The organism is Variovorax guangxiensis, from assembly GCF_003952165.1.
GTDB lineage: Bacteria > Pseudomonadota > Gammaproteobacteria > Burkholderiales > Burkholderiaceae_C > Variovorax > Variovorax guangxiensis.
The window spans coordinates 59615-84000 of sequence record NZ_RXFT01000016.1 but is presented as its reverse complement, the minus strand read 5'-3'; the positions used below and the strand labels follow the sequence as shown (position 1 = coordinate 84000).

22 protein-coding genes and 1 pseudogene are annotated in these 24386 nt (G+C 64.2%); 18 read left to right on the top strand and 5 right to left on the bottom strand.

Annotated elements, in window-relative coordinates; genetic code table 11:
- Nucleotides 1–113 precede the first annotated feature (113 nt).
- From EJP67_RS28095 to EJP67_RS28065, 7 genes are all read left to right on the top strand, one after another.
- Nucleotides 114–1823 carry a ShlB/FhaC/HecB family hemolysin secretion/activation protein gene (locus EJP67_RS28095; RefSeq protein WP_126025026.1) on the top strand — a complete coding sequence of 570 codons (1710 nt, stop codon included), beginning with the start codon at nt 114–116 and terminating at the stop codon, nt 1821–1823.
- A gap of 765 nt (nt 1824–2588) precedes the next feature.
- Nucleotides 2589–3638, top strand: coding sequence for a hypothetical protein (locus EJP67_RS28090; protein WP_126025025.1), 1050 nt, complete (start codon nt 2589–2591; stop codon nt 3636–3638).
- Entirely contained in the window at nt 3589–4323 is a 735-nt protein-coding gene (locus EJP67_RS28085; protein ID WP_126025024.1) for a hypothetical protein, read from the top strand. Before EJP67_RS28090 ends, EJP67_RS28085 begins: the two co-directional genes overlap by 50 nt.
- 393 nt (nt 4324–4716) lie before the next feature.
- Complete coding sequence (locus tag EJP67_RS28080) at nt 4717–5040, top strand: H-NS histone family protein (protein WP_126025023.1); 324 nt, start codon at nt 4717–4719, stop codon at nt 5038–5040.
- A gap of 132 nt (nt 5041–5172) precedes the next feature.
- The gene (locus tag EJP67_RS28075; RefSeq protein ID WP_126025022.1) at nt 5173–5841 is read left to right on the top strand and encodes a hypothetical protein; all 669 of its coding nucleotides are present in this window, start codon (nt 5173–5175) and stop codon (nt 5839–5841) included.
- Nucleotides 5842–5854: 13 nt separating this feature from the next.
- Nucleotides 5855–6652 carry an NYN domain-containing protein gene (locus EJP67_RS28070; protein WP_126025021.1) on the top strand — a complete coding sequence of 266 codons (798 nt, stop codon included), beginning with the start codon at nt 5855–5857 and terminating at the stop codon, nt 6650–6652.
- Nucleotides 6653–6723: 71 nt separating this feature from the next.
- Nucleotides 6724–7869: a DUF4268 domain-containing protein gene (locus tag EJP67_RS28065; RefSeq protein WP_126025020.1), complete on the top strand. Its 1146-nt coding sequence runs from the start codon at nt 6724–6726 to the stop codon at nt 7867–7869.
- 137 nt (nt 7870–8006) lie between these two features.
- On the opposite strand, the gene EJP67_RS28060 is transcribed toward EJP67_RS28065, so the two are convergent.
- Both EJP67_RS28060 and EJP67_RS28055 read right to left on the bottom strand, forming a co-directional pair.
- Entirely contained in the window at nt 8007–9269 is a 1263-nt protein-coding gene (locus EJP67_RS28060; protein ID WP_126025019.1) for a tyrosine-type recombinase/integrase, read from the bottom strand.
- Between the two features lie 364 nt (nt 9270–9633).
- The gene (locus tag EJP67_RS28055) at nt 9634–10182 is read right to left on the bottom strand and encodes a hypothetical protein (RefSeq protein ID WP_126025018.1); all 549 of its coding nucleotides are present in this window, start codon (nt 10180–10182) and stop codon (nt 9634–9636) included.
- 415 nt (nt 10183–10597) lie between these two features.
- Here EJP67_RS28055 and EJP67_RS28050 point away from each other — a divergent pair, with 415 nt between their 5' ends.
- From EJP67_RS28050 to EJP67_RS28035, 4 genes are all read left to right on the top strand, one after another.
- Nucleotides 10598–11386, top strand: coding sequence for a hypothetical protein (locus EJP67_RS28050; RefSeq protein ID WP_240650807.1), 789 nt, complete (start codon nt 10598–10600; stop codon nt 11384–11386).
- 5 nt (nt 11387–11391) lie between these two features.
- The gene (locus tag EJP67_RS28045; protein ID WP_126025017.1) at nt 11392–11910 is read left to right on the top strand and encodes a GTP-binding protein; all 519 of its coding nucleotides are present in this window, start codon (nt 11392–11394) and stop codon (nt 11908–11910) included.
- A 77-nt stretch (nt 11911–11987) separates the two neighbouring features.
- On the top strand, nt 11988–12371 hold the full coding sequence (locus EJP67_RS28040) for a roadblock/LC7 domain-containing protein (protein ID WP_126025016.1): 384 nt from the start codon (nt 11988–11990) through the stop codon (nt 12369–12371).
- 91 nt (nt 12372–12462) lie between these two features.
- A complete protein-coding gene (locus tag EJP67_RS28035) occupies nt 12463–12822 on the top strand; it encodes a hypothetical protein (RefSeq protein WP_019656468.1) in 360 nt (119 codons plus the stop codon).
- Between the two features lie 22 nt (nt 12823–12844).
- Here EJP67_RS28035 and EJP67_RS28030 read toward each other — a convergent pair whose 3' ends face one another.
- Nucleotides 12845–13855, bottom strand: a complete 1011-nt coding sequence (locus tag EJP67_RS28030) for an AraC family transcriptional regulator (RefSeq protein WP_126025015.1) — start codon at nt 13853–13855, stop codon at nt 12845–12847.
- 214 nt (nt 13856–14069) lie between these two features.
- Between EJP67_RS28030 and EJP67_RS28025 the strand changes: the two genes are divergently transcribed.
- The 5 genes and pseudogenes from EJP67_RS28025 (at nt 14070) to EJP67_RS28010 (ending at nt 19166) form a co-directional block, all read left to right on the top strand.
- Entirely contained in the window at nt 14070–14861 is a 792-nt protein-coding gene (locus EJP67_RS28025; protein ID WP_126025014.1) for an SDR family oxidoreductase, read from the top strand.
- A 26-nt stretch (nt 14862–14887) separates the two neighbouring features.
- Nucleotides 14888–16126, top strand: a complete 1239-nt coding sequence (locus EJP67_RS28020) for a styrene monooxygenase/indole monooxygenase family protein (protein ID WP_126025013.1) — start codon at nt 14888–14890, stop codon at nt 16124–16126.
- Between the two features lie 18 nt (nt 16127–16144).
- Nucleotides 16145–17383 (top strand): annotated as a pseudogene (locus EJP67_RS34190) (styrene monooxygenase/indole monooxygenase family protein); the annotation flags it as partial.
- Nucleotides 17381–17878: a flavin reductase family protein gene (locus EJP67_RS34040; RefSeq protein WP_240650810.1), complete on the top strand. Its 498-nt coding sequence runs from the start codon at nt 17381–17383 to the stop codon at nt 17876–17878. The pseudogene EJP67_RS34190 and the gene EJP67_RS34040, both read left to right, overlap by 3 nt.
- Nucleotides 17879–17924: 46 nt before the next feature.
- Nucleotides 17925–19166 carry a dienelactone hydrolase family protein gene (locus EJP67_RS28010; RefSeq protein ID WP_126025011.1) on the top strand — a complete coding sequence of 414 codons (1242 nt, stop codon included), beginning with the start codon at nt 17925–17927 and terminating at the stop codon, nt 19164–19166.
- Between the two features lie 4 nt (nt 19167–19170).
- On the opposite strand, the gene EJP67_RS28005 is transcribed toward EJP67_RS28010, so the two are convergent.
- Complete coding sequence (locus tag EJP67_RS28005; RefSeq protein ID WP_126025010.1) at nt 19171–20085, bottom strand: LysR family transcriptional regulator; 915 nt, start codon at nt 20083–20085, stop codon at nt 19171–19173.
- A 159-nt stretch (nt 20086–20244) separates the two neighbouring features.
- On the opposite strand from EJP67_RS28005, the gene EJP67_RS28000 reads away from it, so the two are divergent.
- Nucleotides 20245–21237: a Bug family tripartite tricarboxylate transporter substrate binding protein gene (locus tag EJP67_RS28000; protein ID WP_126025009.1), complete on the top strand. Its 993-nt coding sequence runs from the start codon at nt 20245–20247 to the stop codon at nt 21235–21237.
- Nucleotides 21238–21375: 138 nt separating this feature from the next.
- Nucleotides 21376–22926 carry an amidase gene (locus EJP67_RS27995; RefSeq protein WP_126025008.1) on the top strand — a complete coding sequence of 517 codons (1551 nt, stop codon included), beginning with the start codon at nt 21376–21378 and terminating at the stop codon, nt 22924–22926.
- Between the two features lie 23 nt (nt 22927–22949).
- Here the strand turns inward: EJP67_RS27995 and EJP67_RS27990 are convergent, their stop codons facing one another.
- On the bottom strand, nt 22950–24374 hold the full coding sequence (locus EJP67_RS27990; RefSeq protein ID WP_126025007.1) for a short-chain fatty acyl-CoA regulator family protein: 1425 nt from the start codon (nt 24372–24374) through the stop codon (nt 22950–22952).
- Nucleotides 24375–24386: the final 12 nt, after the last annotated feature.

The following is a 24386-nucleotide window of genomic DNA, read 5'->3' as shown; positions in this document are numbered from 1 at the left end:
TTCTTGAGCTTTGCCTCAAGTGATTGAGTTTCTCAAAATAAGAAGTCGAGCTGGGAGGAAAATTGGAAAGACGCAGCCAAGTTGGCTTACCTACGGCCATACAAGGGGCATGGATGGCCTGTCTCATGGGACTATCACTGTGTTCGTGGGCTCAATCAGCTAGCACCCCCCAACCTTTTGTCGAACAACAGCGGCAGCAAGAGCGTGAGCGCGCCTTGCGTGAGCAGAACGAGCGCACCGCCGATCAACGACCGCAGGCCGCGCCGGCTGCGCCCGCGCAGCGCATCCCCGAATCCGAGTCCCCGTGCTTTCGCATCGACCGCGTGTTGCTGGTTGGCGAACAGTCCGAGTCTTTCCAGTGGGCCGTCGCCGATCTGTCCGGTCCCGAAGGCAATGATTCACCTGTTAGCCGCTGCCTCGGCACGGCTGGCGTCAACGTGGTTCTTGCCCGCGCCCAGCAAGCCGTCATCGCCCGCGGCTTCGTTACCACCCGAGCCCTCGCTGCCCCACAGGACTTGTCGACTGGCACATTGACGCTCTCGCTGGTGCCCGGCCGGATTGCTGCCATTCGTACCACGGCCGAGTCCTCGTCGACACTGCTTGGTGCCTCCGCCTTGCTCGCCTCCGCCATCCCAGCCCGCCGCGGCGACCTGCTGAACCTGCGCGACATCGAGCAGGGTCTGGAGAACCTGAAGCGTGCTCCGACCGCCGAAGCCGACATCCAGATCGAACCCTCGACCGCCCCCAACGCCAAACCCGGCGACAGCGACCTCGTCGTCAAATACGTCCAGTCCAAGAAGTGGCGCGTCACCCTGAGCCTGGACGACAGTGGCACCGAAGCCACCGGCCGCTACCAGGCCGGCGCCACGCTGTCCCTGGACAACCCCTTCGGCCTGAACGACCTGTTCTACGTCAGCGCCAACCACAACATCAACAACCACGTCTTCGGCGACCCAGCCAAGGGCACCGAGGGCCAGACCGTTCATTACTCGCTGCCGTACGGCTACTGGCTGCTGGGCCTCACGGCCTCCAACAGCCAGTACCACCAGAGCGTGACCGGCCTGAACCAGGACTACGTCTACGCCGGCAAGACCAACAACGCCGAGGTCAAGCTCTCACGTCTCGTCTACCGCGACCAGAGCCGAAAGACCACCGTGGCAATCAAGGGCTGGCGCCGTGAGTCGCGCAACTTCGTGGACGACACCGAGGTCGAGGTGCAGCACCGCGTGGTCGGTGGCTGGGAGCTCAGCCTCAATCACAAGGAGTACATCGGTGACGCGACGCTGGAAGGCACGCTGGCCTACAAGCGCGGCACCGGTGGCTTCGGCTCGCGTGCTGCGCCGGAAGAGGAGTTCGGCGAGGGCACTTCGCGCCTGAAGCTCTATACCGCCGACATCAGCCTCAACGCGCCCTTCAAGCTGGGCGAGCAGAAGATGCGCTACTCCGGCCTGATCCGCGCCCAGTGGAATCGCACGCCGCTGACGCCGCAGGACCGCTTCGCTATCGGCGGGCGCTACACGGTGCGCGGCTTCGATGGAGAGACAAGCCTGATGGGCGAGCGCGGCTGGCTCATCCGCAACGACATCGGATGGGCCGTGGGTCAAAGCGGGGCAGAGCTGTACGTCGGTGCCGACTATGGCCATGTCGGCGGCCGCTCGACGGTCGATCTGCTCGGCCGCAGCTTGGCTGGCGCAGTCGTCGGTGTGCGAGGCCAGTGGAGCAAACTGAGCTACGACTTCTTCGTCGGCACACCGATCAGCAAGCCGGAGGGCTATCGCACTGCGAAGGTCACGCTGGGCTTTAATCTGAATGCCAGCTTCTGAGTGAAGCACAGACACTTGGTGGAGGTTGCTTGAAACGAGTTCTTGCCGTTGTGATGGCCATATCACTGGGCGGTTGTGTCTCGGCAGTACCGTACGTGCCTAGCGATGACGGTCCGTCCGCCATGCTAGTCGTCCCCTCAAAGATAACAAGTTGGCGACCAGGAAGTGCTGGCTCCAAGACGTTGAGTTTCTCGATAGCCGACGACCGCGGCTGCGGAAGATTTTTCAAGTCTGAGCCTGCGAAACCGGAGCATGCCGAAACTGTCTACAAGATTCCTGTCAACAAGGACATTCTTGTCGGCTATGCCTACGGCAGTGGAATTATGTCATGCAGTGTGACCGCTTCATTTCGTGCCACGACGGCGGACGCGCAATATGTACTTCAGGGCCAGATTCTCGGCCTCCAGTGCTTGTTGACAGTATCCCAAAAGATCGGCGACACGTCGCTTCCTGTCATTGTGGAGCCGGCATACAGCGACGCGTGGACGGGACACAAGGCGTGCAAGCGGCGACAAGACCTTTAGCTGGGCGTCCATACCATGAATGAGGCCTTGCAATCCTGTGCCTTGAGTCGGATGTATCGGCAGTCACCTCACCAATCATTGCTGCCGCCATACGAGGTGCAGTTCAGTACTGGCTATGGCGGCTACAGGCGTTCCGAGCCCTGGGCGTACTGCGGGTCCAGCGGCACGGATGAGGCCATGCCGTGGGAATCGGGGTTTTGATGCTTGCCTTCAATCTCAATGCGAGATTCTAGAAACCGCAATGCCCAAAGGCCAGCCCAACCCCGTTGCGATGCAGTGCATCGTGCGCAATGCACGAGCCGGGTGGGTGGTCGAGATCACTCGCAATGGCATATCGCATCGCAAGGCCTTCAAAAGCTCGGAAGGCGGGAATCAAGACCGCCCTGAACGTAGCGTCCAAACCGCGCTGGCGATAGCCCAGCAGTGGCGCGATGACGTCATGGCCACTCATCGCGAGATCACCCGATGGCGCATCATCGAGTTGGCATTGTGTGGTGGCAAACCGGGTGGCATCCGGCTTCAACGGGACGTCAATGGACGCCCTGAACGTTGGTGGGCGGAAACGCCTCTGGGTAATGGCGCGGTGCTGCGTGAGTATTTTGATGTTGGCGCGCAAATCCCCGATGCCCGCCCTGGCCGAGTCCACCGATTCACCCGTGAAAGCCAGGCTGCACGCGAACTGGCGATCATGGCTCGCGAACGGCAGTTGTTGCTCATGGTGGCCCACTACGATACTCACCTCGTACATAGCCAACAAGCCGACCGCTTGTCGAATGGCCTGCGAAGCGCGCCGATGTACGGGGTCGTCGAACATCAGACGCATTGGCGGGTCAAGATCGAACGCAACCGACAGCGCTTCAACCGCACGTTCTCGTTCGCGAAGCTTGGAGGGCGGGATGTGGCACTCGCACTGGCCCAAGCGTGGCGCGATGAGATCGTGGCGGCCCACCCGCCAGTCGCGCGCAAGGAGCGCGCCCAGAAGGTGCGACGCAATAACAAGACGGGCATCCCGGGCGTGACCTGCATCGTGTGGCCCGACGGTCGTCCGCGACAGTGGCTTGCGAAGACATGGGTAGGTCCGGGCAACATCCTGCAAAAAGCGTTCAGTGTCTACCGCTATGGCGAGGATGCAGAGCGCCTTGCCATTGCCGAACGGCAAAGGCAGCTCGCACAGATGCAGGGAATGGCGCGGGTCCATCCGGTCGAGGAAGTCGTGCGCGAGGCGAAGATCGCCACGCAAGATGCTTCTGGTCGACATCGACCCCCGCAACCAGAAAGTCAGCGAACATGAATCTCAACTCGACGAATTGATGGGTCATCGACCTGCAGGTTGGACTTCCGCTATCGGACAATATCGCCATGAGCTACTCGGCTCTGCAACTGCACTTGATAAGAACGCGACCATGGACATCCTGATGCAAAGGCCCGTCGATACAGATGCACCGGGCGTCCTCGACGATATCTATTCATGGGGCCGTGAGCCGTTCGGTGAGTACTTCTTCTACTTTGCCGCAGATGCCAAAGTCGTCAGCGATGGCAAGGTCAACGCAACCGTCGCCCCCCATTCGCACATAGAGGCTTATGTGACGTTCGAGACCGACGCTGTCGCGGTGGAACGTGAGATGCAGCATCGCGTGGCGAGCCTGACCTATGGATCGACCCAGGACGGTCGTGCTTTTCTCGACGGAATGCTGGGCCGTCCTATTGGCGATTGGGGGCACTACCCGCAGTATCCGGTCATCGGGGCATTGTCCAGCGACGGCTCGAGCGCAAGCTGGTTTGACTTCAATCGTTGGGGGAGTGCGAGCCTGGGGCTGACATTCGTCAGGCTGGAGCAAGATCGCGCGATTCACATCAAAGCTTTCTCCAACGACCCGCATGCGGTGCCTCGCCAGTTGCTTGAGCACTGGCACGAGATCGTGTCGGTCTATGCCCAGATTCCTTACAAGCGGTTCACAGGTGCCATCCGTATGTGAATCCACCGGCGGTGAAACGACACAGCACCGCCAGAGAAGAGCGGGAGCGGCGTCCCACAATTCTCAAGCGCGAGAAGTCAAAGCGAATCATCAGTACCAACAAATCCGGCATCCTGGATCGCTGGAACCCGCTTCAATGGCGAAATCATCCACAAAGAGTTCCTGATCAGAAAGCGCGGAGAGCAGAGCGCAAGAAAATTGGCGATGGCTGAACCTCAAAAGCAACTCCTCTGGCATGCCCAGCATTCAATCATCAACTCACTCACCATTCGGGTGAATAAGTCATAGGCGTTCGAAATTCGGATAAACCCTCGGAGGTTTGCAAGCACAATGCGTGCGCCGCAATGAATTGCGGAATTATTCAAGCACTCAACCTCACTTGGAAAGACCCGAATGACATCGCTCGCCGACATCAACCTGCAAATCGAGCAAGAAGAGCAGAAGATTGCTCAACTCAAGAAGCAAGCGAAGGAACTTCACGCAGTCGAGCGTGGTACGGTGATCGAGGAAGTACGCAAGCAGATTGCGGAGTACGGCATCACCGCTGCTGACCTGAAGCTCGCTGCGTCCAAAGGCAGCAAAGGTGGTCGCCCTATCGGGGTTCCCAAATACCGTAATGCCAACGGTGAAACTTGGTCAGGTGGTCGTGGACGAAAGCCCAGGTGGGTAGTTGACGTGCTGGCTGCGGGCAAATCCTTGTCGGAATTCGAGATCTGAAGTCGCAATTTGGGGAGGGCGAGCGGGCAGCATCAACTGGCCCTCTCGGCATGAAGAAATGTAAGTAGTTTCACCAGTCGACTCGCACGAATATGGGATGGTTTTCTGGTTACCAATGATTACACTGGTGACATGAAGCAGATTCCCCAACTCCGCCTAGTGCTTGTGCTTTGTGCCGTCGTTGCGACGACTGCTTGCGGGCGTGCCACGCTGCCCGCATTGCCATATCCGGCAATCCAAAGCTCCAGCCTCTTGAATCAATACGTATTGGCGTTGCGAGCGGCAGAGAAGCGACAAGTCGCATATCCAGATGAGCCCCTTTGGCTGCATGACGAGGGCGGCAGGAGCGTTGACACGGTCTTGAACGCGGACAACGCGGCCATGGTGTTCTATGGCCTCGCCCACGCAGGCGTCGGCAATGAGAAGGCCACGAACGAGATTCTCAACGGACTGCCACCTATTCTTCAGCGCTACGAAACGGCGTTCGAGAAAAGCCAGGGCAAGTGGTATCAAGAGGAATACGTCGAGGCCATCGGCATCCAGCTCGCGATGTTGACTGTGCTTCAACCTAAGCTATCCGGTGTCTTGCCAGGACCGGAAAAGATGATCTATCGGGGCAGCTCAAAGCCAGTCCCCGTGGCTGTTTCGGACAATGCTCAGCAGCTTGTGCAGTTCTATAAGACTTCGCAAGCCGAAGCGAAAAGCAGCCTCCTTGCCAAAGCTGGCGAGCTTGCAGGATCGGAGCGTCTAAAGCCGCCAGCCAAGGAGCGACTGCAGGCGCTGCTCGCCCGGTACCGCTGAGGCGAGCCTTCGGATGGATCCTGCGTCGGCAAGTGCTGAAACTCGAGTGGCAGTCCTTGTGGACTGCGACAACGTCACCCCGGAAATCCTCGAGTACGCATTGCGCGTGATCGCCCAGTTTGGGCGTGTCGTCTTGCGCCGTGGCTATGGGAATCACGGCACCTTGGCTCACAAGTGGCAGGAGGCTCTGGTCCGGTTGGCGTTCACCCCATGCCTGCAGTACCAGTATGCGGCCGGCAAGAACACCGCAGACATCGCGCTGGCTCTCGATGCGATGGAGGCCATGTTCGATCACCGGGCCGACACCTTCTGCTTGGTCACCAGTGATTCCGACTTTGCCTATCTTTGTCGGAAACTACGCGAGCGTGGCGCGACGGTCTGCATCGTTGGCGAGGCCAAGACGCCGGATGCGCTCCGCAATGCCAGCGATCAGTTCTTCGAATGGGCGAGGTCTGAAGCTGTTCAACTGGCAGTGGATACGCCTGAAAGGGCTGTCATGAAGCCCGAGACGGCGAAGCCTGAAGCGGCCAAACCGGTAGTCAAGCGCAGGCCTCGGTTCATCGTCGATGCAGTCAGCTTACTTGCTAGCGATACCTCCGAAGGCAAGGTTGGTCTGGGTGCGCTTGGGCAGTACCTCAAACGTACCGACCCGGCCTTCTCGCCGAAGTCCTACGGCCACTCCGGCCTGCTCGATATGGTTCGAACCTATGATCTGCTGGTGCCGAAGCAGGAGGCAGAGGGCCTCTGGTCCGTGAGCTTGACGGCTCAGGCACCAATCATTTCGGACACGCCAATCTCAATTCCGCACTGAAAGCTTGCGAAGTCGGAATCCGCGTCTGCCTGTTTCAGCCCGATATCTGATCGTCAGCTTGCTCGGCCCCAATGTTTCGAATCAATCCTACATCGAACCGTATCCTCAAGGTAAAGGAGTTCAGTTTCTCGGAGCTTGGATTCACAGAGCGCAACCATCTGCAGGAATGGCTCGCGAACCAGCCTGACGCTCTCGGTGAAGACCTGCTCATCATTCAAAAGGAATTTGATGGCTTCGATGACACCCGCGAGAGACTAGATCTTCTAGCTATCGACAAGAGCGGAGGCTTGGTCATCATTGAAAACAAGCTGGACGACTCCGGAAAAGATGTCGTGTGGCAGGCACTCAAGTATGCGTCCTACTGTTCGACGTTGTCGAAATCGCAGATTGCCGAGATATTCCAGAAGTACCTCGATAAGTCCGGTCCTGGGCAAGATGCAAAGGCCCTCATCTGTGACTTCCTGGGGCAGGAAGAATTTGCCGAGGTGGTGCTCAACCCCGGGAACGACCAGCGCCTAATCATGGTGGCTGCGCAGTTTCGCAAAGAAGTAACCTCAACCGTTTTATGGCTCTTGAAGCACCGCGTGCTTGTGAAGTGTTTCAGAGTAACCCCATTCAAAGACGGTGGCGATCTTTTCCTTACGGTGGAGCAGGTGATACCGCTGCCTGAAGCCGAGGAACTCATGATTGGGATCTCCGAGAAGGAGGATGAAGAGCAATCTTCCGAGCGCGGTCAAGCGACCCGCCATCAACTGCGTACGGATTTCTGGCATGCAGCTCTTGAGGCTCTGCGGATGTCCAATGTCGGCCTTTATGCCAATGTGAGCCCGAGCCGAGACATCTGGCTCAACGCCGGTTCGGGGGCGAGCGGCATCTATTACTCGATGATCTTTAATCGAGACGAGGCGCGTGTGGACTTTGCGCTTGGGACGCGGTCAAAGGAGGCGAACAAGGCGTTGTTTGACCACCTTTATGCCCGTCGGGAACAACTGGATGCGGAGTTCGGTGAGGCGCTTTCTTGGAGGCGAATGGACGACAAGAAGGTTTCGCTCATCGAGTGCGCTGCGCCCTTTGAAGGCCATAACCGTGATACGTGGCCGAAGATGATCGAATGGCTTGTCGATCATGTGAGGCGAATGGAAGCGGTTTTCGACAAGGAAGTGCCTGCACTTCGAAATCTCGCAAGAACGCAGTTTTCTAAAGAAGCTGCGGAGTAGACCTGCTCGGCAGGCCTGTCGGAGGGGCCTGTCGTATGCTCTCCCGAGTGGCGGTGCTGATTGGGCGTTCAGAGCCGGCACGCGCGCTAGCCCCGGAAGCTCAGTTTCTATTTCGGCGTGGACAGTAAAGGATTCGACTACGCGGCTGAGGTCGCTTGGCTCGCGATGTAGATTGCCCAGTTCTCCATCAGCTGCCGGCGCTTTTCCACCATGTCGCTACGGGCGTAGGCGCGCACCGTCTGATCGCCGACCAAGTGGGCCAACGCGAACTCCAGCATTTCAACCGGGTACTGCGTGTGGTCCATGCCCCACGTGCGGAAGCTGGCCCGAAAGCCGTGCATCGTGTACGGCTGCTCAAGGCGGCGCAGCAACTGCGTGAACACCATGTCGCTGTAGGTCTTGCCGCGCGGCGAGGGGAACACCAGATCGTTGGCTTCGGCAGTCTTCGCTGCGCCGTCGCGCTCGGCCTCCCGTTCCGCTTGAAGGGCGCGCGCTGCTCGCAACACTTCGGTAGCTCGGTTCGGCAGCGGGACTCGGTGCTCACGCCCAGCCTTCATGCGCTCGGCCGGAATCGTCCAGTTGCTCAGAGATTCGTCGAACTCTGACCAGCGAGCACCGCGAATCTCCCCCGACCGGGCAGCCGTCAGCACGCCGAACTCGAAGGCGAGTTGCACCGTAGCTGTTGCTGTGCTGGCGCGCACCTGCGCCAGCAGCGCGCCGACCTGCGGATGCGGGCAAGACGGGTGGTGCTCAACCTCGCGGGCCTTCTTGTTGGCGCCGAGCGCGATTCGGACTTGTTCCCAGAATTCGCTATCCACGCCACCGCAATAATCTTTGGCCGCACCGTAATTGATTACCTTGCGAATCCGCTGCAAGAGGCGATCAGCAGTTTCGGCCTTTTCTTTCCAAATCGGCGTCAGCGCCTTGAGGATTTCCGGCTTCCCAACTTCGCGCATAGGTGTAGCACCAAAATGCGGAAAGGCGTAGGTGGTCAACGTATTGATCCATTGATCCTTGTGCTTTTCGTTTTTCCAGTCGCCAGCGTGTTCGCGGTGGTATTCCTCGGCACATGTTTTGAAGGTGACAGCAGCTTGTGCCAATTGAGCGGCGGCTGCTTTGAGTTCGATGTTCCTCTGCTCGCGATGCTGGATGGGATCGATGCCTTCGGCGATTCGAATCCGGTGCTCCTGTGCGCGTTCCCGAGCTCGGGCCAAACTCACGTCGGCCAGGGAGCCAAGCCCCATGTCGCGGACGCGCCCCAGGAAGGTGTAGCGCAGTATCCAGGCTTGGCTTCCGCCAGGGGCCACGCGCAGGTACAGGCCCCGGCCGTCCAGGTGGTAGCCGGGCTTTTTGGCTTTGCTTTTGATGCTGGTGATGGTTAGTAGGTTGTGGCGGGTCATTTTTTTGGGCCTAGCTGTACCTTGTTGGATTTGCAACTAATAGGCGGCTGCTTTTAGGCCCAAATTTTACCGGGTGGCACCCTAAAAAATGCCCCTGTTTTTGCCCATTTTTTGAACTGGCTGCCAATAAACCGCATTGGGTTTTGTTGGGCAATGGCCTTTGCGTAAGTGCTTGCGGCCAAAGGTTTTTTGTACTTTGCTGGTTGCTGTTGGGTGGCGCTGGGTTTATAATTTGGCGGCCACACTCTCCGCCAGAATCAATCTCTGGCAGTTTCTGAAAGTCCCGCGCAGTTCATGCGACGGGACTTTTTTCTTTGATCTGCCCTCGCACCTTTCTCGGCCAGGTGCTCCCCGCTGGGAGACGTTAGCGATACCGAATCAGATCACAGTGCCTTTGACTCGTAACGATCTTGGCTAGCCGACTTCCTTCGTCATCGTCGTAGATGTAAGTGACCGAAAGCCCGCCAGTCGAGAACTCCGGAATCGCCGAGAAGACTTCGCAACCATCCTTGGCGAGATTCTCGAACTTCTTCCTCCGAGCCAAACTGTCGGGAGCCCAAGCTCCCGAACGCACCTTGTATTTGATGATGACTTGCTTGCCGATGGCTACGGCGGACCTGCTGATGACGTCCTCCGGTAGCTGCTGCTCCTTGTTGAAGCCTTCGGCAATTGCGGCCGCCAACGATTCCGTGTCCATGGTCTCCGCCGCCGCAGATGGCTCTTCGGAGAAAAAGCGGCGGTTGCATGTGCTCATGGCAATGCGGACGCCCTCGGTCGTTGGCTTCGAGGCTGCCGCATCGGTACAGGCGTCGTAACTCTTGCGCGCGGTGGGGGACAGTTGCTCGTAGCTCGTCTGGGCATGAGCGGTCATGGCTGCCAGAAGAAATGCGAGAAGGCTGGCAGCAGATTTCATTTGTTTTTCCACGTTCCGATGGTAGTTCCCGGCAGCCCTGGACTTGCCCAGAGGGAAGCTCGTGCGCGGGACAGATCGCGGGGCTTTCACGAAGTCGCGCAGCCAGGCTGACAGCCACATCGACGTGCATGGAGTGGCGAGCCATCCGCCATTCCGTCGCCGCCTCGCCACACCCCTCCCCACCGATTCCCGTAGGCCACAGTCGGGTTCTGTAATCTAGTGTTTTTATTTGCAACGAATGTTATATTTTCCCAGAAACATTCTCATAACACTTAGGCATTCAGTCCAGGGCAGACGTCGCGTCTCCCTGTGAATGTTCATCATGGGGAGCTCCGGAATTGCAGTTCAAGCCGCAAGAAAGCCCCAATTTGGTGCGGCCAGCTTCGGCCGTCGCATGCCTGTCCCGGGGCTGTCCATGAACACGCCGGTCGCCGCCTCGCGTGCCCGCCGGCCGCTGTTGAGCTTCAGCGTCGAGGGCCTGCCGGCCCGCGACGAACTGCTCTTCAAGTCCCTGGTCCGGCTGCTGGACCATCGCACCCATCAGCACTGGGCCTGGCAGGTCGAGGACGCCGACCTCCGCGTGGTGGGCGACAAGCTCGCTGCGGCGCCGCCTGAAGAAGACCCGGCCGACCGCCCGGTGCCGTTGCTGACCATCGGCGACACGCCACCCTCGCGCGGCCCGTTCCTGCGCCTGCCGCTGCATGCAGATGCGCTCGAGGCCATGCTCAACCGCCTCGGCGCGATGGTGGTCCATGCCCGCGAACTCGGGCTGGCCGCGGCTTCGCGCAGCCGCAACGAGCAGGCCGCGCGCAGCGAGGAATACCGGCTGCTGCGCTGGCCCTCGTCGACGCTGCTCGACACCACCATGCGCATGAAGCTCGCCACGCTGCTCGCGAGTCGTCCGGCCTCGCTGCAGGCGCTGCAGCAGCGCTCGAACGCCAGCGCGCAGGAGTGCGCGGATTTCATCTCCGCGCTCGAACGCGCGGGCTTCGTCGCGAGCAGTGGTGGTGGCCATGGGGCCACCGGCTTCGCCAACAGCCGCGCGCCCGAGTCGATCTGGCCCGATTCGCACATCGCAACCGGCAACGAGGCGCCTCACGCCGCACCTCCCGCGCCTCCCGCGCCGCGAGCCACCGTGGAGCCGGGCCTGCTCGCGCGCATCCGCAGCCGCCTGGGGCTGCTGTCATCCGGACCGAGGGCCTGAACAGCGTGGAGCACAAGATTCTTTTCACCGGCACCATGGGTGCGGGCAAGACCACGGCCATCGCCGCGGTGAGCGAGATTCCACCGGTGCGCACCGAGGTGCGCAACAACGACGCCTCGGTCGCCAAGGCCACCACCACCGTCGGCCTGGACTACGGCGAGCTCACGCTCGACAACGGCGAGAAGCTGCGCCTGTACGGCACGCCCGGGCAGATGCGCTTCGACTTCATGTGGCGCATCCTCGCGCGCGGCGCGCTGGGCCTCGTGGTCCTGGTCGACAACAGCCGTCCCGATCCGCTGGCCGATCTCGAGGTGTATCTCGATGGCTTCGCCGAACTCATCGAGAAGACCGCCTGCGTGGTCGCGGTGGGCCGCATGGAGACGCACCCCGAGCCCGGGCTGGAGGCCTACGCCCAGCGCATGCAGGACAAGGGCGTGCTGTGCCCCGTGCTGCCCGCCAACGTGACCGATCCGCAGCAGGTGGTGCAGTTGCTCGATCTGCTGCTGATCCAGCTCGAAGCCTGAGCGGGCACCGGACTGCTTTCTTTTTTCCTGTTCTTCCCTTTTCTTCTCTTCCTGCCGCAACGCCGGACCCCACCCACATGAACATCGCACCCCGCATCAAGGACGCCGCCGAGACCGTCGTGGACACGCTCATGCGCGAGATCAAGGGCGTGAAGGCCGTGGTGATCGCGACCGAGGACGGCATGGAGCTCGCCGCGCGCGCCGAGAACACCGCGCAGGTCGCGCGCATGTCGGCCATCGCGAGCTCGCTGGCCGCGCTCGGCGCGGTGGCGGGCGAGGAGAGCGGCCTCGGCCAGTGCGAGAACGTCGCCATCGAAACCGCGCTGGGCCACATCCTGATGCTGCAGGCCCGCCACGAGGAAGCGGGGTTGATCGTGAGCGTGGTGACGGGCAAGGACGCCGTCATCGGCCAGGCGCTGTACTTCTCCAAGCAGGCCACGCTCGCGCTACAGCGAGCCTGAGCACCCAGCCTTTTTACAAGCGGCCGCCGCTCATCATTCGCCCGGGCGGCGGCCGATCATCAGGGCGATGGACTACCTACGAAAGACTCCGATGGCAAACATCAAGCAATCCATGGACGAACTCATGACGATCGACGGTGCGTTGTGCGCGGCGCTGGTCGATTCGGGCAGCGGCATGATCCTTGGGCAGATCGGTTCGGGCGTCGACCTGGAAGTCGCCGCCGCCGGCAATACCGAAGTGGTGCGCGCCAAGCACAAGACGATGCGTGCACTGGGCCTGAACGACGTGATCGAGGACATCCTGATCACCCTGGGGCGCCAGTACCACATCATCCGCCCGCTGCAGAAGCACGAAGGCCTGTTCATCTACCTGGTGCTCGACAAGTCGAAGTCGAACCTCGCGCTCGCGCGCCGCAAGACGCAGGACGTGGAGCAGACGCTGGCGGTCTGATCCACTCCCAGCGGGCGCGCGGTCAGCAGGGGCGCGGAGCCCGCGTCTCCGAGGGCCGCTCTCCGAAGCGCGAGCGGTACTGCGCCGCGAAGTGCCCCAGGTGGAGAAAGCCGTACTTCTGCGCCACCTCGCGCACGCCGGCTCCGGCGGCGCCGCCCGATGTGCGCTGCAACTCGGTGCGCACCCTGTCGAGCCTCGTCTCGCGCAGGAACTCCATCGGCCCCTGACCCGCATGCTGGCGAAACGCCAGCTGCAGGGCGCGTGCGCTGCAGCCGACCTCGCGGCAGACGTCGGCCAGCGACAGGGGCTGGTCCGCATGCGCCGACATGTATTCCTGCGCCTTTCTGACCACGCGCGGCAGCAGGCGCCGCTGGTTGTCCCCGGCGAGGGCCTTCGAGTGGTTGTGCCCGGCAGACATCAGCAGGCTGGAGATCAGGTACGCCTCCGCATGCTCGGCCAGCGGGCCGCCGGCCTCCAGCCCGTTGCCGGCGTCGAGCGTGAGCCGCAGGTAGTCGATGAAATGCACCAGCGGCGCGAGCGTGGGGCTGTCCAGCGGCACGCCGAGGTCGAACACCAGCGGCCGTCCGAGGGGCGCCTGCAGCAGCGACTCCAGCCGCGAATGCAGCGCCGAACGGGCCAGCCGCACGATGAGGTGCGGGCTGCCGTCGGCCCAGCGCATCGACAGCGGCTCGGTGGGCGAGGGCAGCGATGCGAGGCGGGGCGTGGCGTCGATCTGCTGCGCGCCGCAGCGGATTTCGGCGCCGCCGCGCAACGGAATCTGCAACAGGAAGAAATCCTGCAGGTAGCCCGGGTCGATCTGCACGCCGGGGCCGTACTGCACGTAGTTGAGGCTCACGTCCCGATGCAGCCGCGCGCTGTGGTGGCAGGCGTCCAGCGTGGTGCGCGGCCTGAGCATGACCAGGCCGTGCGGACAGAAGATGCGGGCCACGCTTTCACGAGCCTCGTCCACGTCGTGGCTCTCGAAAAGCCGGTAGCGCTGCAACGGCAACGGTGGGGTCGTGAGGGTTTCCATGGGGCGAGTACAGGGCCAGGGCACCGTAGCAAAAACCATCCCTACCCACAATTCGGGCCTCCCCTCGGGGCCCGCGAGAGCCGTCTCCCCAGAAATCTGCGCGCCAGGGACAGCGCCTGCGTTTGCGGGACTCGTCCTGGCAACCCTTGCCCCTAACGTTCGCTCCCACAGGCACCAGCCGGGCCTGCCCGATCAACCGAGGAGAGCAAGCGTCATGTTCAAGGGACTCGAAGGCAAGAGCGCCATCGTCACCGGTGGCTCCACACTGATAGGCGCGGGCGTGGTGCGCGCCCTGCATGCGGCGGGCGTGAAGGTCGTCATCGCCGACATCGACGCCGGCAACGGCCAGGCCCTGGCCGATTCGCTGGGCGCCGGCGTGCACTTCGTGCGCACCGACATCACGGACGACGCGCAGGTGAAGGCCTGCGTGGCTGAAGCGGCCGAGCGGCACGGCGGCGTGCACTTTCTCGTCAACCTGGCGTGCTCCTACGTGGACGACGGCTTCAAGTCGCCGCGCGCCGACTGGCTCACCTCGTTCAACGTGAACGTGGCCAGCGCGGTGGCGATGCTGCAGGCCGTGCATCCGCACATGGTGGCGGCCGGTGGCGGAGCGGTGGTCAATTTCACGAGCATCTCGTCGAGCGTGGCGCAGACGGGCCGCTGGCTCTATCCGGTGAGCAAGGCCGCGATGGCGCAGCTCACGCGCAACATGGCGATGGACCTCGCGCCCGACCGCATCCGCGTGAACAGCGTGTCCCCGGGCTGGACCTGGTCGGCCGTGATGAACCAGCTCACGAATGGCGACCGCGCCAAGACCGACCGCGTGGCCGCGCCCTTCCACCTGCTGGGCCGCGTCGGCGACCCGGACGAGGTGGCGCAGGTGGTGCTGTTCCTGTGTTCCGACCACGCGAGCTTCGTGACCGGCGCCGACTATGCGGTGGACGGCGGCTACTCCGCCATGGGCCCCGAGCAGGCCGTGCCCGCCATTCCCAAGTTGATGGACTAGCAAGCAACCAAGCAAGGAGCAAGGCAATGAAGCGAATCGCAATCGTCGGCGCGGGCCAGTCGGGCCTGCAACTGGGGCTGGGCCTGCTTGCCGCGGGCTACGAGGTCACGATGTTCAGCAACCGCACGGGAGGCGACATCCGCCAGGGCAAGGTCATGTCGAGCCAGTGCATGTTCCACACCTCGCTGCAGATCGAGCGCGACCTGGGGCTCGACCACTGGGGCAGCGTGTGCCCCACGGTGGATGGCATCGGATTGGCCGTGCCGCATCCCGAGCAGAAGGGCGCCAAGGCCATCGACTGGGTGGCACGGCTGAATTCGAGCGCACAGTCGGTCGACCAGCGCGTGAAGATTCCGGCGTGGATGGACGAATTCCGGAAGAAGGGCGGCGAGCTCGTCTTCAAGAATGCGGGCATCGACGAGCTCGAGACCTGCACGCAGACGCACGACCTCACGCTGGTGGCCAGCGGCAAGGGAGAAATCTCCAAGCTCTTCGAGCGCGATGCCCACAAATCCACCTACGACAAGCCGCAGCGCGCGCTCGCGCTGACCTATGTGAAGGGCATGAAGCCGCGCGAACCGCACTCGGCCGTGTGCTTCAACCTGATTCCCGGCGTGGGCGAGTACTTCGTGTTCCCCGCGCTCACCACCACGGGGCCGTGCGAGATCATGGTGTTCGAAGGCGTGCCCGGCGGCCCGATGGACTGCTGGGCCGACGTGAAGACGCCGCAGGAGCACCTCGCGCGCAGCAAGTGGATCGTCGACACCTTCACGCCGTGGGAGGCCGAGCGCTGCCACGACATCGAGCTGACCGACGACAACGGCATCCTCGCGGGCCGCTTCGCGCCCACGGTGCGCAAGCCGGTGGCAACGCTGCCATCGGGGCGCAAAGTCCTGGGCCTGGCCGACGTGGTGGTGCTCAACGATCCGATCACGGGGCAGGGCTCGAACAACGCGGCCAAGTGCGCGGACACCTACCTCAAGAGCATCCTCGCGCGCGGCGACGGCCCGGCCGACGCGGCCTGGATGCAGCAGACCTTCGACCGCTACTGGTTCGGCTACGCGCAATGGGTCTCGCAGTGGACCAACATGCTGCTGGCACCGCCGCCGCCCCACGTGCTCAACCTGCTCGGCGCGGCCGGTGCGATGCCGCCGCTGGCCAGCGCATTCTCCAACGGCTTCGACGATCCGCGCACCTACTTTCCGTGGTTCGCGGATCCGACCGAGGCGCAGCGCTTCATCGACACCTGCGCCGCCGTCGCATAGCCTGGAGCGGAGCCCATCATGAAGCGACGCGTGGCCATCGTCGGCGCCGGCCAGTCCGGCATGCAGCTCGCCCTGGGCCTGCAGCGCTCGGGGCTCGAGGTGACGGTCTTCTCCAACCGCAGCGCGCAGGAGATCGGCGAAGGGCCGGTGATGTCCAGCCAGTGCATGTTCGAGACCGCGCTGCAGACCGAGCGCGAGTTGGGACTGGACTGGTGGGCGGACGAGTGTCCGCCGGTGGAGGGCATCGGCATCGCGGTGCGCAATCCGGAGGGCGGCAAGGCCATCGAATGGAGCGCGAAGCTCGACGGCCCCGCGCAGTCGGTCGACCAGCGGCTCAAGATTCCCGCGTGGATGGCCGAGTTCGAGAGGCGCGGCGGCCGGCTGGTGCTGCAGGACATGGGCATCGACGACCTGGAGACCTGCGCGCGGATGAACGACCTCGTGGTCGTCGCGAGTGGCAAGGGCGAGATCTCCAGGCTCTTCGAGCGCGACGACGAGCGTTCCCCGTACGAGCAGCCGCAGCGCGCATTGGCGCTGACCTACGTGAAGGGCATGAAGCCGCGCGCGTCGCACTCGGCGGTGTGCTTCAACCTGATTCCCGGCGTCGGCGAGTACTTCGTGTTTCCGGCGCTGACGACCACGGGGCCGTGCGAGATCATGGTGTTCGAAGGCGTGCCGGGCGGCCCGATGGACTGCTGGGCCGACGTGAAGACACCGCAGCAGCACCTTGCCCGCAGCAAGTGGATCCTGGAAACCTTCCTGCCCTGGGAGGCCGAGCGTTGCCGCGACATCGAGCTGACCGACGACAACGGCATCCTCTCGGGCCGCTTCACGCCCACGGTGCGCAAGCCGGTGGCGCGGCTGCCGTCGGGCCGCAAGGTCCTGGGCCTGGCCGACGCGGTGGTGCTCAACGATCCGATCACCGGACAGGGCTCCAACAACGCGGCCAAGTGCGCCGACATCTACCTCAAGCGCATCCTCGAACACGGCGACGCGCCCTTCGACGCCGCGTGGATGCAGCAGACCTTCGACCGCTACTGGGAAGGCTATGCCCGCTGGGCCACAGGCTGGACCAACAGCCTGCTCGCGCCGCCCCAACCTCATCTGCAGAAGCTGCTGCAGAGCGCCGCCAGCATGCCCGCGGTCGCGAGCATCGTGGTCAACGGCTTCGACGATCCGCGCGCCTTCGCGCCCTGGTGGTTCGATGCCGCCGAGGCGGATCGCTTTCTCGAAGATCGGGCGCGCGAGGCCGTCGTGGACCGCTTCGACCGGCGCGACTTCCGCAAGGCGCTGGGGCAATTCAGCACCGGCGTCACTGTGATCACCACCCGCGCGATGGACGGCCGCCGAGTGGGCATGACCGCCAACTCGTTCTCCTCGGTCTCGCTCGATCCGCCGCTGGTGCTCTGGAGCCTCGCGCGGCAGGCGCCGAGCCTGGCCGACTTCACCGGCGCGAGCCATTTCGCGATCAACGTGCTGGCGGCGAACCAGCATCACCTGTCGCGGCAGTTCTCGACGCCGCAGGCGGACAAGTTCGGCGGCGTGGAGTGCTGCGAGGGCACGTCCGGCGTGCCGCTGCTCAACGGCGTGATCGCGCGATTCGTGTGCCGCAACGTCAGGCAGTACGATGGCGGCGACCACCTCATCTTCATCGGCGAGGTCGAGCGCTACGACCGCTTCGACGGCGAGCCGCTGGTCTTTCATTCGGGCTACTACCAGGTGACCACAAGACATCCGGAATGCATGCAATGAGCGCGCGGCCCGCATCAACCACCACCCCATGAACGGAGCAAAACACATGCAGCAGAAAGCACCTCAAGCAGCGGCACCACAACGCATCCGCATCGAGGCCACCGACGCGAGCGGCAGTTTCAGCGGCTACCTCGCACTGCCGGCCTCGGGTACCGGCCCTGGCCTGGTCATCGCGCAGGAAATCTTCGGCGTGAACTCCACGATGCGCGAGGTGGCCGACTACTACGCGGAAGAAGGCTACGTGGTGCTCGTGCCCGACCTGTTCTGGCGCCAGCAGCCCGACGTGGAGCTGGGCTATTCGCCCGAAGACTGGCAGCGCGCCTTCGGCTTCTACCAGGGCTTCGACGAGGCCAAGGGCATGGAGGACATGCAGGCCGCCATCACCGCCCTGCGCCAGCGCCCCGAAGTGCAGGGTGCCAAGGTCGGCGTGCTCGGCTTCTGCCTCGGCGGCAAGCTGGCCTACCTCGCGGCATGCCGCACCGACGCGGACGTGGCCGTGGGCTACTACGGCGTGGGCATCGATGCCGCGCTCGACGAGGCCGACAAGATCAGGCGCCCGCTCACGCTGCACATCGCAGAGCTCGACAAGTTCTGCCCGCCCGAGGCGCGCGACCGCATCGCCGCGGCGCTCAAGGGCCGCCCCGGCGTCTCGCTGCACGTGTACCCGGGCATGGACCACGCCTTCGCTCGCCTGGGCGGCGAGCACTACCACAAGCCCTCGGCGCTGATGGCGCACGAGCGCAGCATCGCCACGCTGAAGGACGCCATCGGACCGCACTACGACCTCTCGGCGCTGTGGGACAAGCACTGCGAGTACGAGTTCGGCACGCGCAACGTCGACGACACCATGTCGACCATGGTGGCCGAGCCCTACGTCAACCACATCCCGACCATGACCGGCGGCGTGGGCTACAGGAACCTGCACGCCTTCTATTCGAACCACTTCGTCAACAGCAACCCGCCCGACACCTCGCTGGTGCCGATCTCGCGCACCATCGGCGCCACGCAGGTGGTCGACGAGATGCTGTTCTGCTTCACCCACACCACCGAGATCCCGTGGATGCTGCCGGGCGTGGCGCCCACCGGCAAGCGCGTGGAGATTCCGCTGCTCGCGGTCATCAAGTTCCGCGGCGACAAGCTTTATCACGAGCACATCTACTGGGACCAGGCCAGCGTGCTGGTGCAGGTGGGCTTGCTCGACCCGAAGCTGCTGCCGGTGGCCGGCATCGAGACGGCGCGCAAGCTGCTCGACGAGACGCTGCCGTCGAATACGCTGATGGAGCGCTGAGCGCTCAGCCCGAGGCCTTCACCGCATCCACCAGGAAGCGCACGAAGGCCTTCGCCGCATCGGGCAGCGAGCGGCCCGCCATGGTCTCGATGGCGAGATGCCGCTCGTGCATCTCTCGGTCCTTCAGCGCAATAGCGACCAGCGCCTTGCTCTGCAGCAGCGTGCGGATCGACAGCGGCCCGTAGAAGGCGATGCTGCCGCCGCCCGCGGCCGCGAAGCTCAGCAGCGAGTTCGCATGGTTGCTGGACATGGCCAGCTCGTAGCGCAGCTCCTGCCGCGAGCAGCTGGCATCGAGCAGCCGGCGAATGGAGCTGTCTTCCTGCGGCAGCCCCAGCGGATAGGCCACCACCTGGCGAAGCGACAGCTGCCGCTGCTGCGCGAGCGGATGGTCCATCGCCATCACCGCAAGGATGGGGCTCGGGTGCCGCAGCTCCACCTCGATGCCTGGCTCGGGCAGGGCGCTGAGGGTGATACCCACGTCGGTTTCGCCATCGCGCACCAGGCGTGAGATGTCGGCGGGCGCACACACCTCCAGGTGAAAGCGGATGCCCGCGTGCTTGAGGCGGAACTGCGCGATCAGCCGGGGAATGAAGTCGAAGGCGAAGCCCTCGGTGCTCGCCACGCGCACATGGCCGCTGCGCAGTCCGCGCAGGCCGGCGATCTCGTTGGCGACGCGCTCGATGTCCTGCTGCGCGCGCTTGGCGTGCGCCGCCAGCAGCTCGCCCGCGGCATTGGGCACCATGCCGCGCGCATGGCGTTCGAAGAGCAGGGTGTCGAGCTCGCGCTCCAGCCGCGCGACCTGCCGGCTCACGGCCGAAGGCGCGACGTTGAGCTTGACCGCGGCTTCCTTCACCGAACCGGTCTTCACGACCTCGAGAAAGTAGCGCACCGCGGTTTCCTGCAAGGCACGAGGCGCCATGTATTGCTCCTGCAAGTGATCTGGATGAAGTCTGTGGATTGCCGATTCGGCAACGAAGAATTCTAAACATTGCGCTTGTGACACCGTCATGACGATCCTAGGATGAACTCGTTCGCACCCTCGAACCCCTGTCATCCAGTCGAAATTCCAGGAGTCCCGATGAACCGTCTCCCGCTCGTGGCGCGCATGGCATTGCTGTGCTGCAGCCTTGGATTTGGCGCCATGCCGCTGGCTTCGCTTGCTGCCGAGACGGGTTTTCCCGCGCGGCCGGTCACGCTGGTTATTCCCTTTCCGCCCGGCGGCGCCACCGACGTCAACGGCCGCGTGATCGCCCAGAAGCTCGGCAAGGAACTGGGCCAGCCGGTGGTGATCGAGAACCGCGGTGGCGCCGGCACGGTGGTCGGCGCGAGCTACGTGGCGAAGTCCACGCCCGACGGTTACACGCTGCTGCTGAGTTCGGGCTCCACCTTCACCGTCAATCCCGCGATCCGCAGCAACCTGCCCTACGACCCGGTGAAGAGCTTCGAGCCCATCGGCATCGCCGGGCGCGTAGCACTGATCCTTCTGGCCAACAGCGAAGTGCCGGTGCAGACGGTCAAGCAGTTCGTCGACTACGTGAAGGCCGCGCCTGGCAAGTACTCGTACGGCTCCTTCGGCACCGGCACCACCGCGCAGTTCGCGGGCGAAACCGTGCTGCACGCCACTGGCCTGAAGATGACGCACATACCCTACAAGGGCAGCGCCCCGGCCATGACCGACCTGATGGGCGGGCAGATCCCGTTCAGCATCGACACCGTGAGCGCGGCCGTTCCGCAGCTCAAGAACGGAAAGATCAAGGCGATCGCGCTGACCACCGCGAAGCGCTCGGCGCTGCTGCCCGACGTGCCCACCTTTGCCGAGAGCGGCTATCCCGATGTCGAGATGGATTCCTGGCTCATGCTCGCGGCCCCCAAAGGGGTGCCCGCCGACGTGAAGGCGAAGCTGGAGAAGGCGCTGGCCGCGACCATCGCCGATCCGGAAACCAGGAGCAAGCTGCTGGCCGCGGGGCTGGAGCCGAGCTACAGCAGCGCGGCGGCAAGCGTCGAGCTGATCAACCGCGAACTGCCGATCATGCGAGCCGTTGCCGCGCGAGCCAACATCACCGCCGATTGAATTGGCTCTCCCCCGGGCTTCGCGCACTTCGTGTCGCTGCGCCAACCCCCTCGCCGGGGGCGACACCCACGGCCCGGCGAAGCCGGTTCCGTGGTGTCCCGCGAATTCGCAGCGCCATGCCCAGAACAAGAGACATCGATGACCTCTGCCAAGACAACCCACGATTCCGCCAGCGAACTCGTCGAAAAATCCGCTGTCGAACTGCGCCGCCTCATCGGCAGCAAGCAGGTCTCGCCCGTCGAGCTGCTGGAGGCATGCATCGCGCGCATCGAGCGCCTGAACCCCTTCGTCAACGCAGTCACCGCCACCTGCTTCGACCGCGCGCGTGCTGAAGCGAAGGCGGCCGAAGGCGCCGTCATGCGCGGCGACGCGCTGGGCCTGCTGCACGGCCTGCCGATGGGCGTGAAGGACCTGGAGCCTACCGAGGGCCTGCTCACCACCTGGGGCTCGCCGATCTACCGCGACCACGTGCCGACGGAAGACATCGAGCTGGTGGCGCGACTGCGCCGCGCGGGCGCCGTCGTCGCGGGCAAGACCAACGTGCCCGAGATGGGCGCGGGCGCCAACTCGCGCAACGACGTGTGGGGCGCCACGGGCAACCCGTTCAACCCGAACCTCAATGCGGGCGGCTCCTCGGGCGGCTCGGCGGCCGCGCTGGCCTGCGACATGCTGCCGGTGTGCACCGGCTCCGACACCGGGGGCTCGCTGCGCATTCCGGCTGCCAAGTGCGGCGTGGTTGGCTTCAGGCCATCGCCCGGCGTGGTGCCCAGCGTGCGCAAGCCGCTGGGCTGGACGCCGATCTCTGTCGTCGGCCCCATGGGCCGCACCGTGGAAGAAGCCTGCCTGCAGCTGGCGGCATCGGCCGGCATGTGCGCGGGCGATCCGCTGAGCTATCCGCTGGACCCGATGTCGTTCCTCACGCCGCCGCCGGTCGACCTGGGCCGGCTGCGCGTGGCATGGACCGAAGACTTCGGCACTTGCGCCGTGGACGACGGCATCCGCGCCACCTTCCGCCGCAAGATCGAAGCCATGCGGCACCTGTTCGGCCGCTGCGACAAGGTCGAGTTCGACATGGGCGAGGCGCACCGCTGCTTCGACGTGCTGCGCGCCGAGGCCTTCGTGGCCGGCATGCAGGCGGCCTACGAGCGCGACCCCGACAGCCTCGGCCCCAACCCGCGCGCCAACTACGAGATGGGCGCGAAGATGAGCCTGCTCGACAGTGCCTGGGCGCAGGCCGAGCAGACCCGGCTGCTGAAGCGCTTCCAGGCCACCTTCGCCGACTACGACCTCGTGCTGTCGCCGACCACGCCGGTCTCGCCCTTCCCGTGGACGCAGCTGTACGCCGCCGCCATCAACGGCGAGCCGCAGGCCAACTACTACCGCTGGCTGGCGCTGACCTACGTGGTCACGCTGACCACGCACCCCGCGATCACGCTGCCCTGCGGCCTCGACCATGCGGGCATGCCCTTCGGGCTGCAGGTGGTGGGCGGCTTCAGGGCCGACCACCAGGTTCTGGGCGCAGCCCATGCGATGGAGGCGGCGTTCTCGTCCAGCGCGCAGCTGCGCAGGCCGCGTCCCGATCTCACCGCTTTGCGCGCGGCCGAGCCGGCGCTGACTTCGATCGTCAAGGCGCCGCCGGTCTACGGCGACGGCCGCGCTGCGGCATCAGCCGCCGTATCGGCAGTCTAGGCCCCGGCCGCCATGTCGGCCGTCTAGGAATCCGCTACCGCGTAGGGCGTGAACCGGCTTTCGTTCTCGTTCACGTCCAGCGCCCGCCCGATGAACGGGAATGCCCGCTGCGGGCAGGCCGTGCGCTCGCACACCTTGCAGCCCATGCCGATGGGCGTGGGCGCTTCCTGGTCCGCGAGGTCGAGACCCTTGGAATAGACCAGCCTCGGCGCATGCCGGATGTCGCAGCCCAGGCCGATCGCGAAGGTCTTGCTCGGTGAGCCGAAGCCGCGCTGCCCGTGCGACACGGTGCGCGCCACCCACAGGTAGGTGCGCCCGTCGGGCATGCGCGCGAGTTGCCGCAGCACCCGCCCGGGCTGCGCGAAGGCTTCGTACACGTTCCACAGCGGGCAGGTGCCGCCGGTCTTCGAGAAGTGGAAGTGCGTGGCCGACTGCCGCTTCGAGATGTTGCCCGCGCGGTCCACGCGGATGAAGAAGAAGGGCACGCCGGGCGCGCCGGGCCGCTGCATCGAGCTCAGGCGGTGGCAGACGGTTTCGAAGCCCACGCCGAAGCGGCGCGCCAGCAGGTCGATGTCGTAGCGCAGGGCTTCCGCCGTCTTCAGGAACAGGCCGTAGGGCAGCAGCATGGCGCTGGCGAAATAGTTCGCCAGGCCGATGCGGGCCAGCGCATGCGTGGGCGCGTCGTCGTTGAAGTCGGCGCCCTGCAGCAGCAACTCGATCAGCCGCGCCTGCTCCAGCAGCGCCAGCTGGGTCGCAAGCTGGAAGGCCTGCTGGCCGGGCTCCAGGCCGGCCGACAGGTGCAGCACGCGGCTGGCGGGGTCGTAGCGGCGCTGGCTGTCGATGGCGTCGTCATCGGTGGGCACCACGTGCACGCCGTGCTGCTTCGAAAGGCGCTGCTGCAGCCATTCCGACAGCGGACCACCGCGGGCGTGCGCTTCGTCGGCGAGCTTTTCCGCCTGCAGGTCCAGCTCCTCGAAATGGTTCTGGTGGGCGAAGAAGAAGTCGCGCACCGCCTCGAAGGGCATGGGCCGCGCGTTCGTGAGTTCGCCGCGTCCGTCGCCCAGCTCGGCGGCCATGATCTCCAGCCGCTCCATCGCTTCCTGGTGGCGGCGGTGCAGCGCGAGCAGCGCGCGCGCAACGGCCGGCATCTGCGAGGCCACCTCGCGCAGCTCGGGCAGGGCGACGGCTTCACCGCCGGGGTTGTCGGCCAGAGCGTCGCGCATGCCAGAGACGAGGCGGGCTTCCTCGTCTTCCGAGAACTGCTGCACGTCGACGCCGAGCGTGCGGCTGATCCTGAGCAGCACGGCCACGGTGAGCGGCCGCTGGTTCTGCTCAAGCTGGTTCAGGTAGCTGGGCGACAGGCCCAGCGCCTGCGCCAGCGCCACCTGCGTCATGCCGCGCTCGGCGCGCAGCTTGCGCAGGCGCACGCCCATGAAGGTCTTGCTCATCGTGCGGCTCCT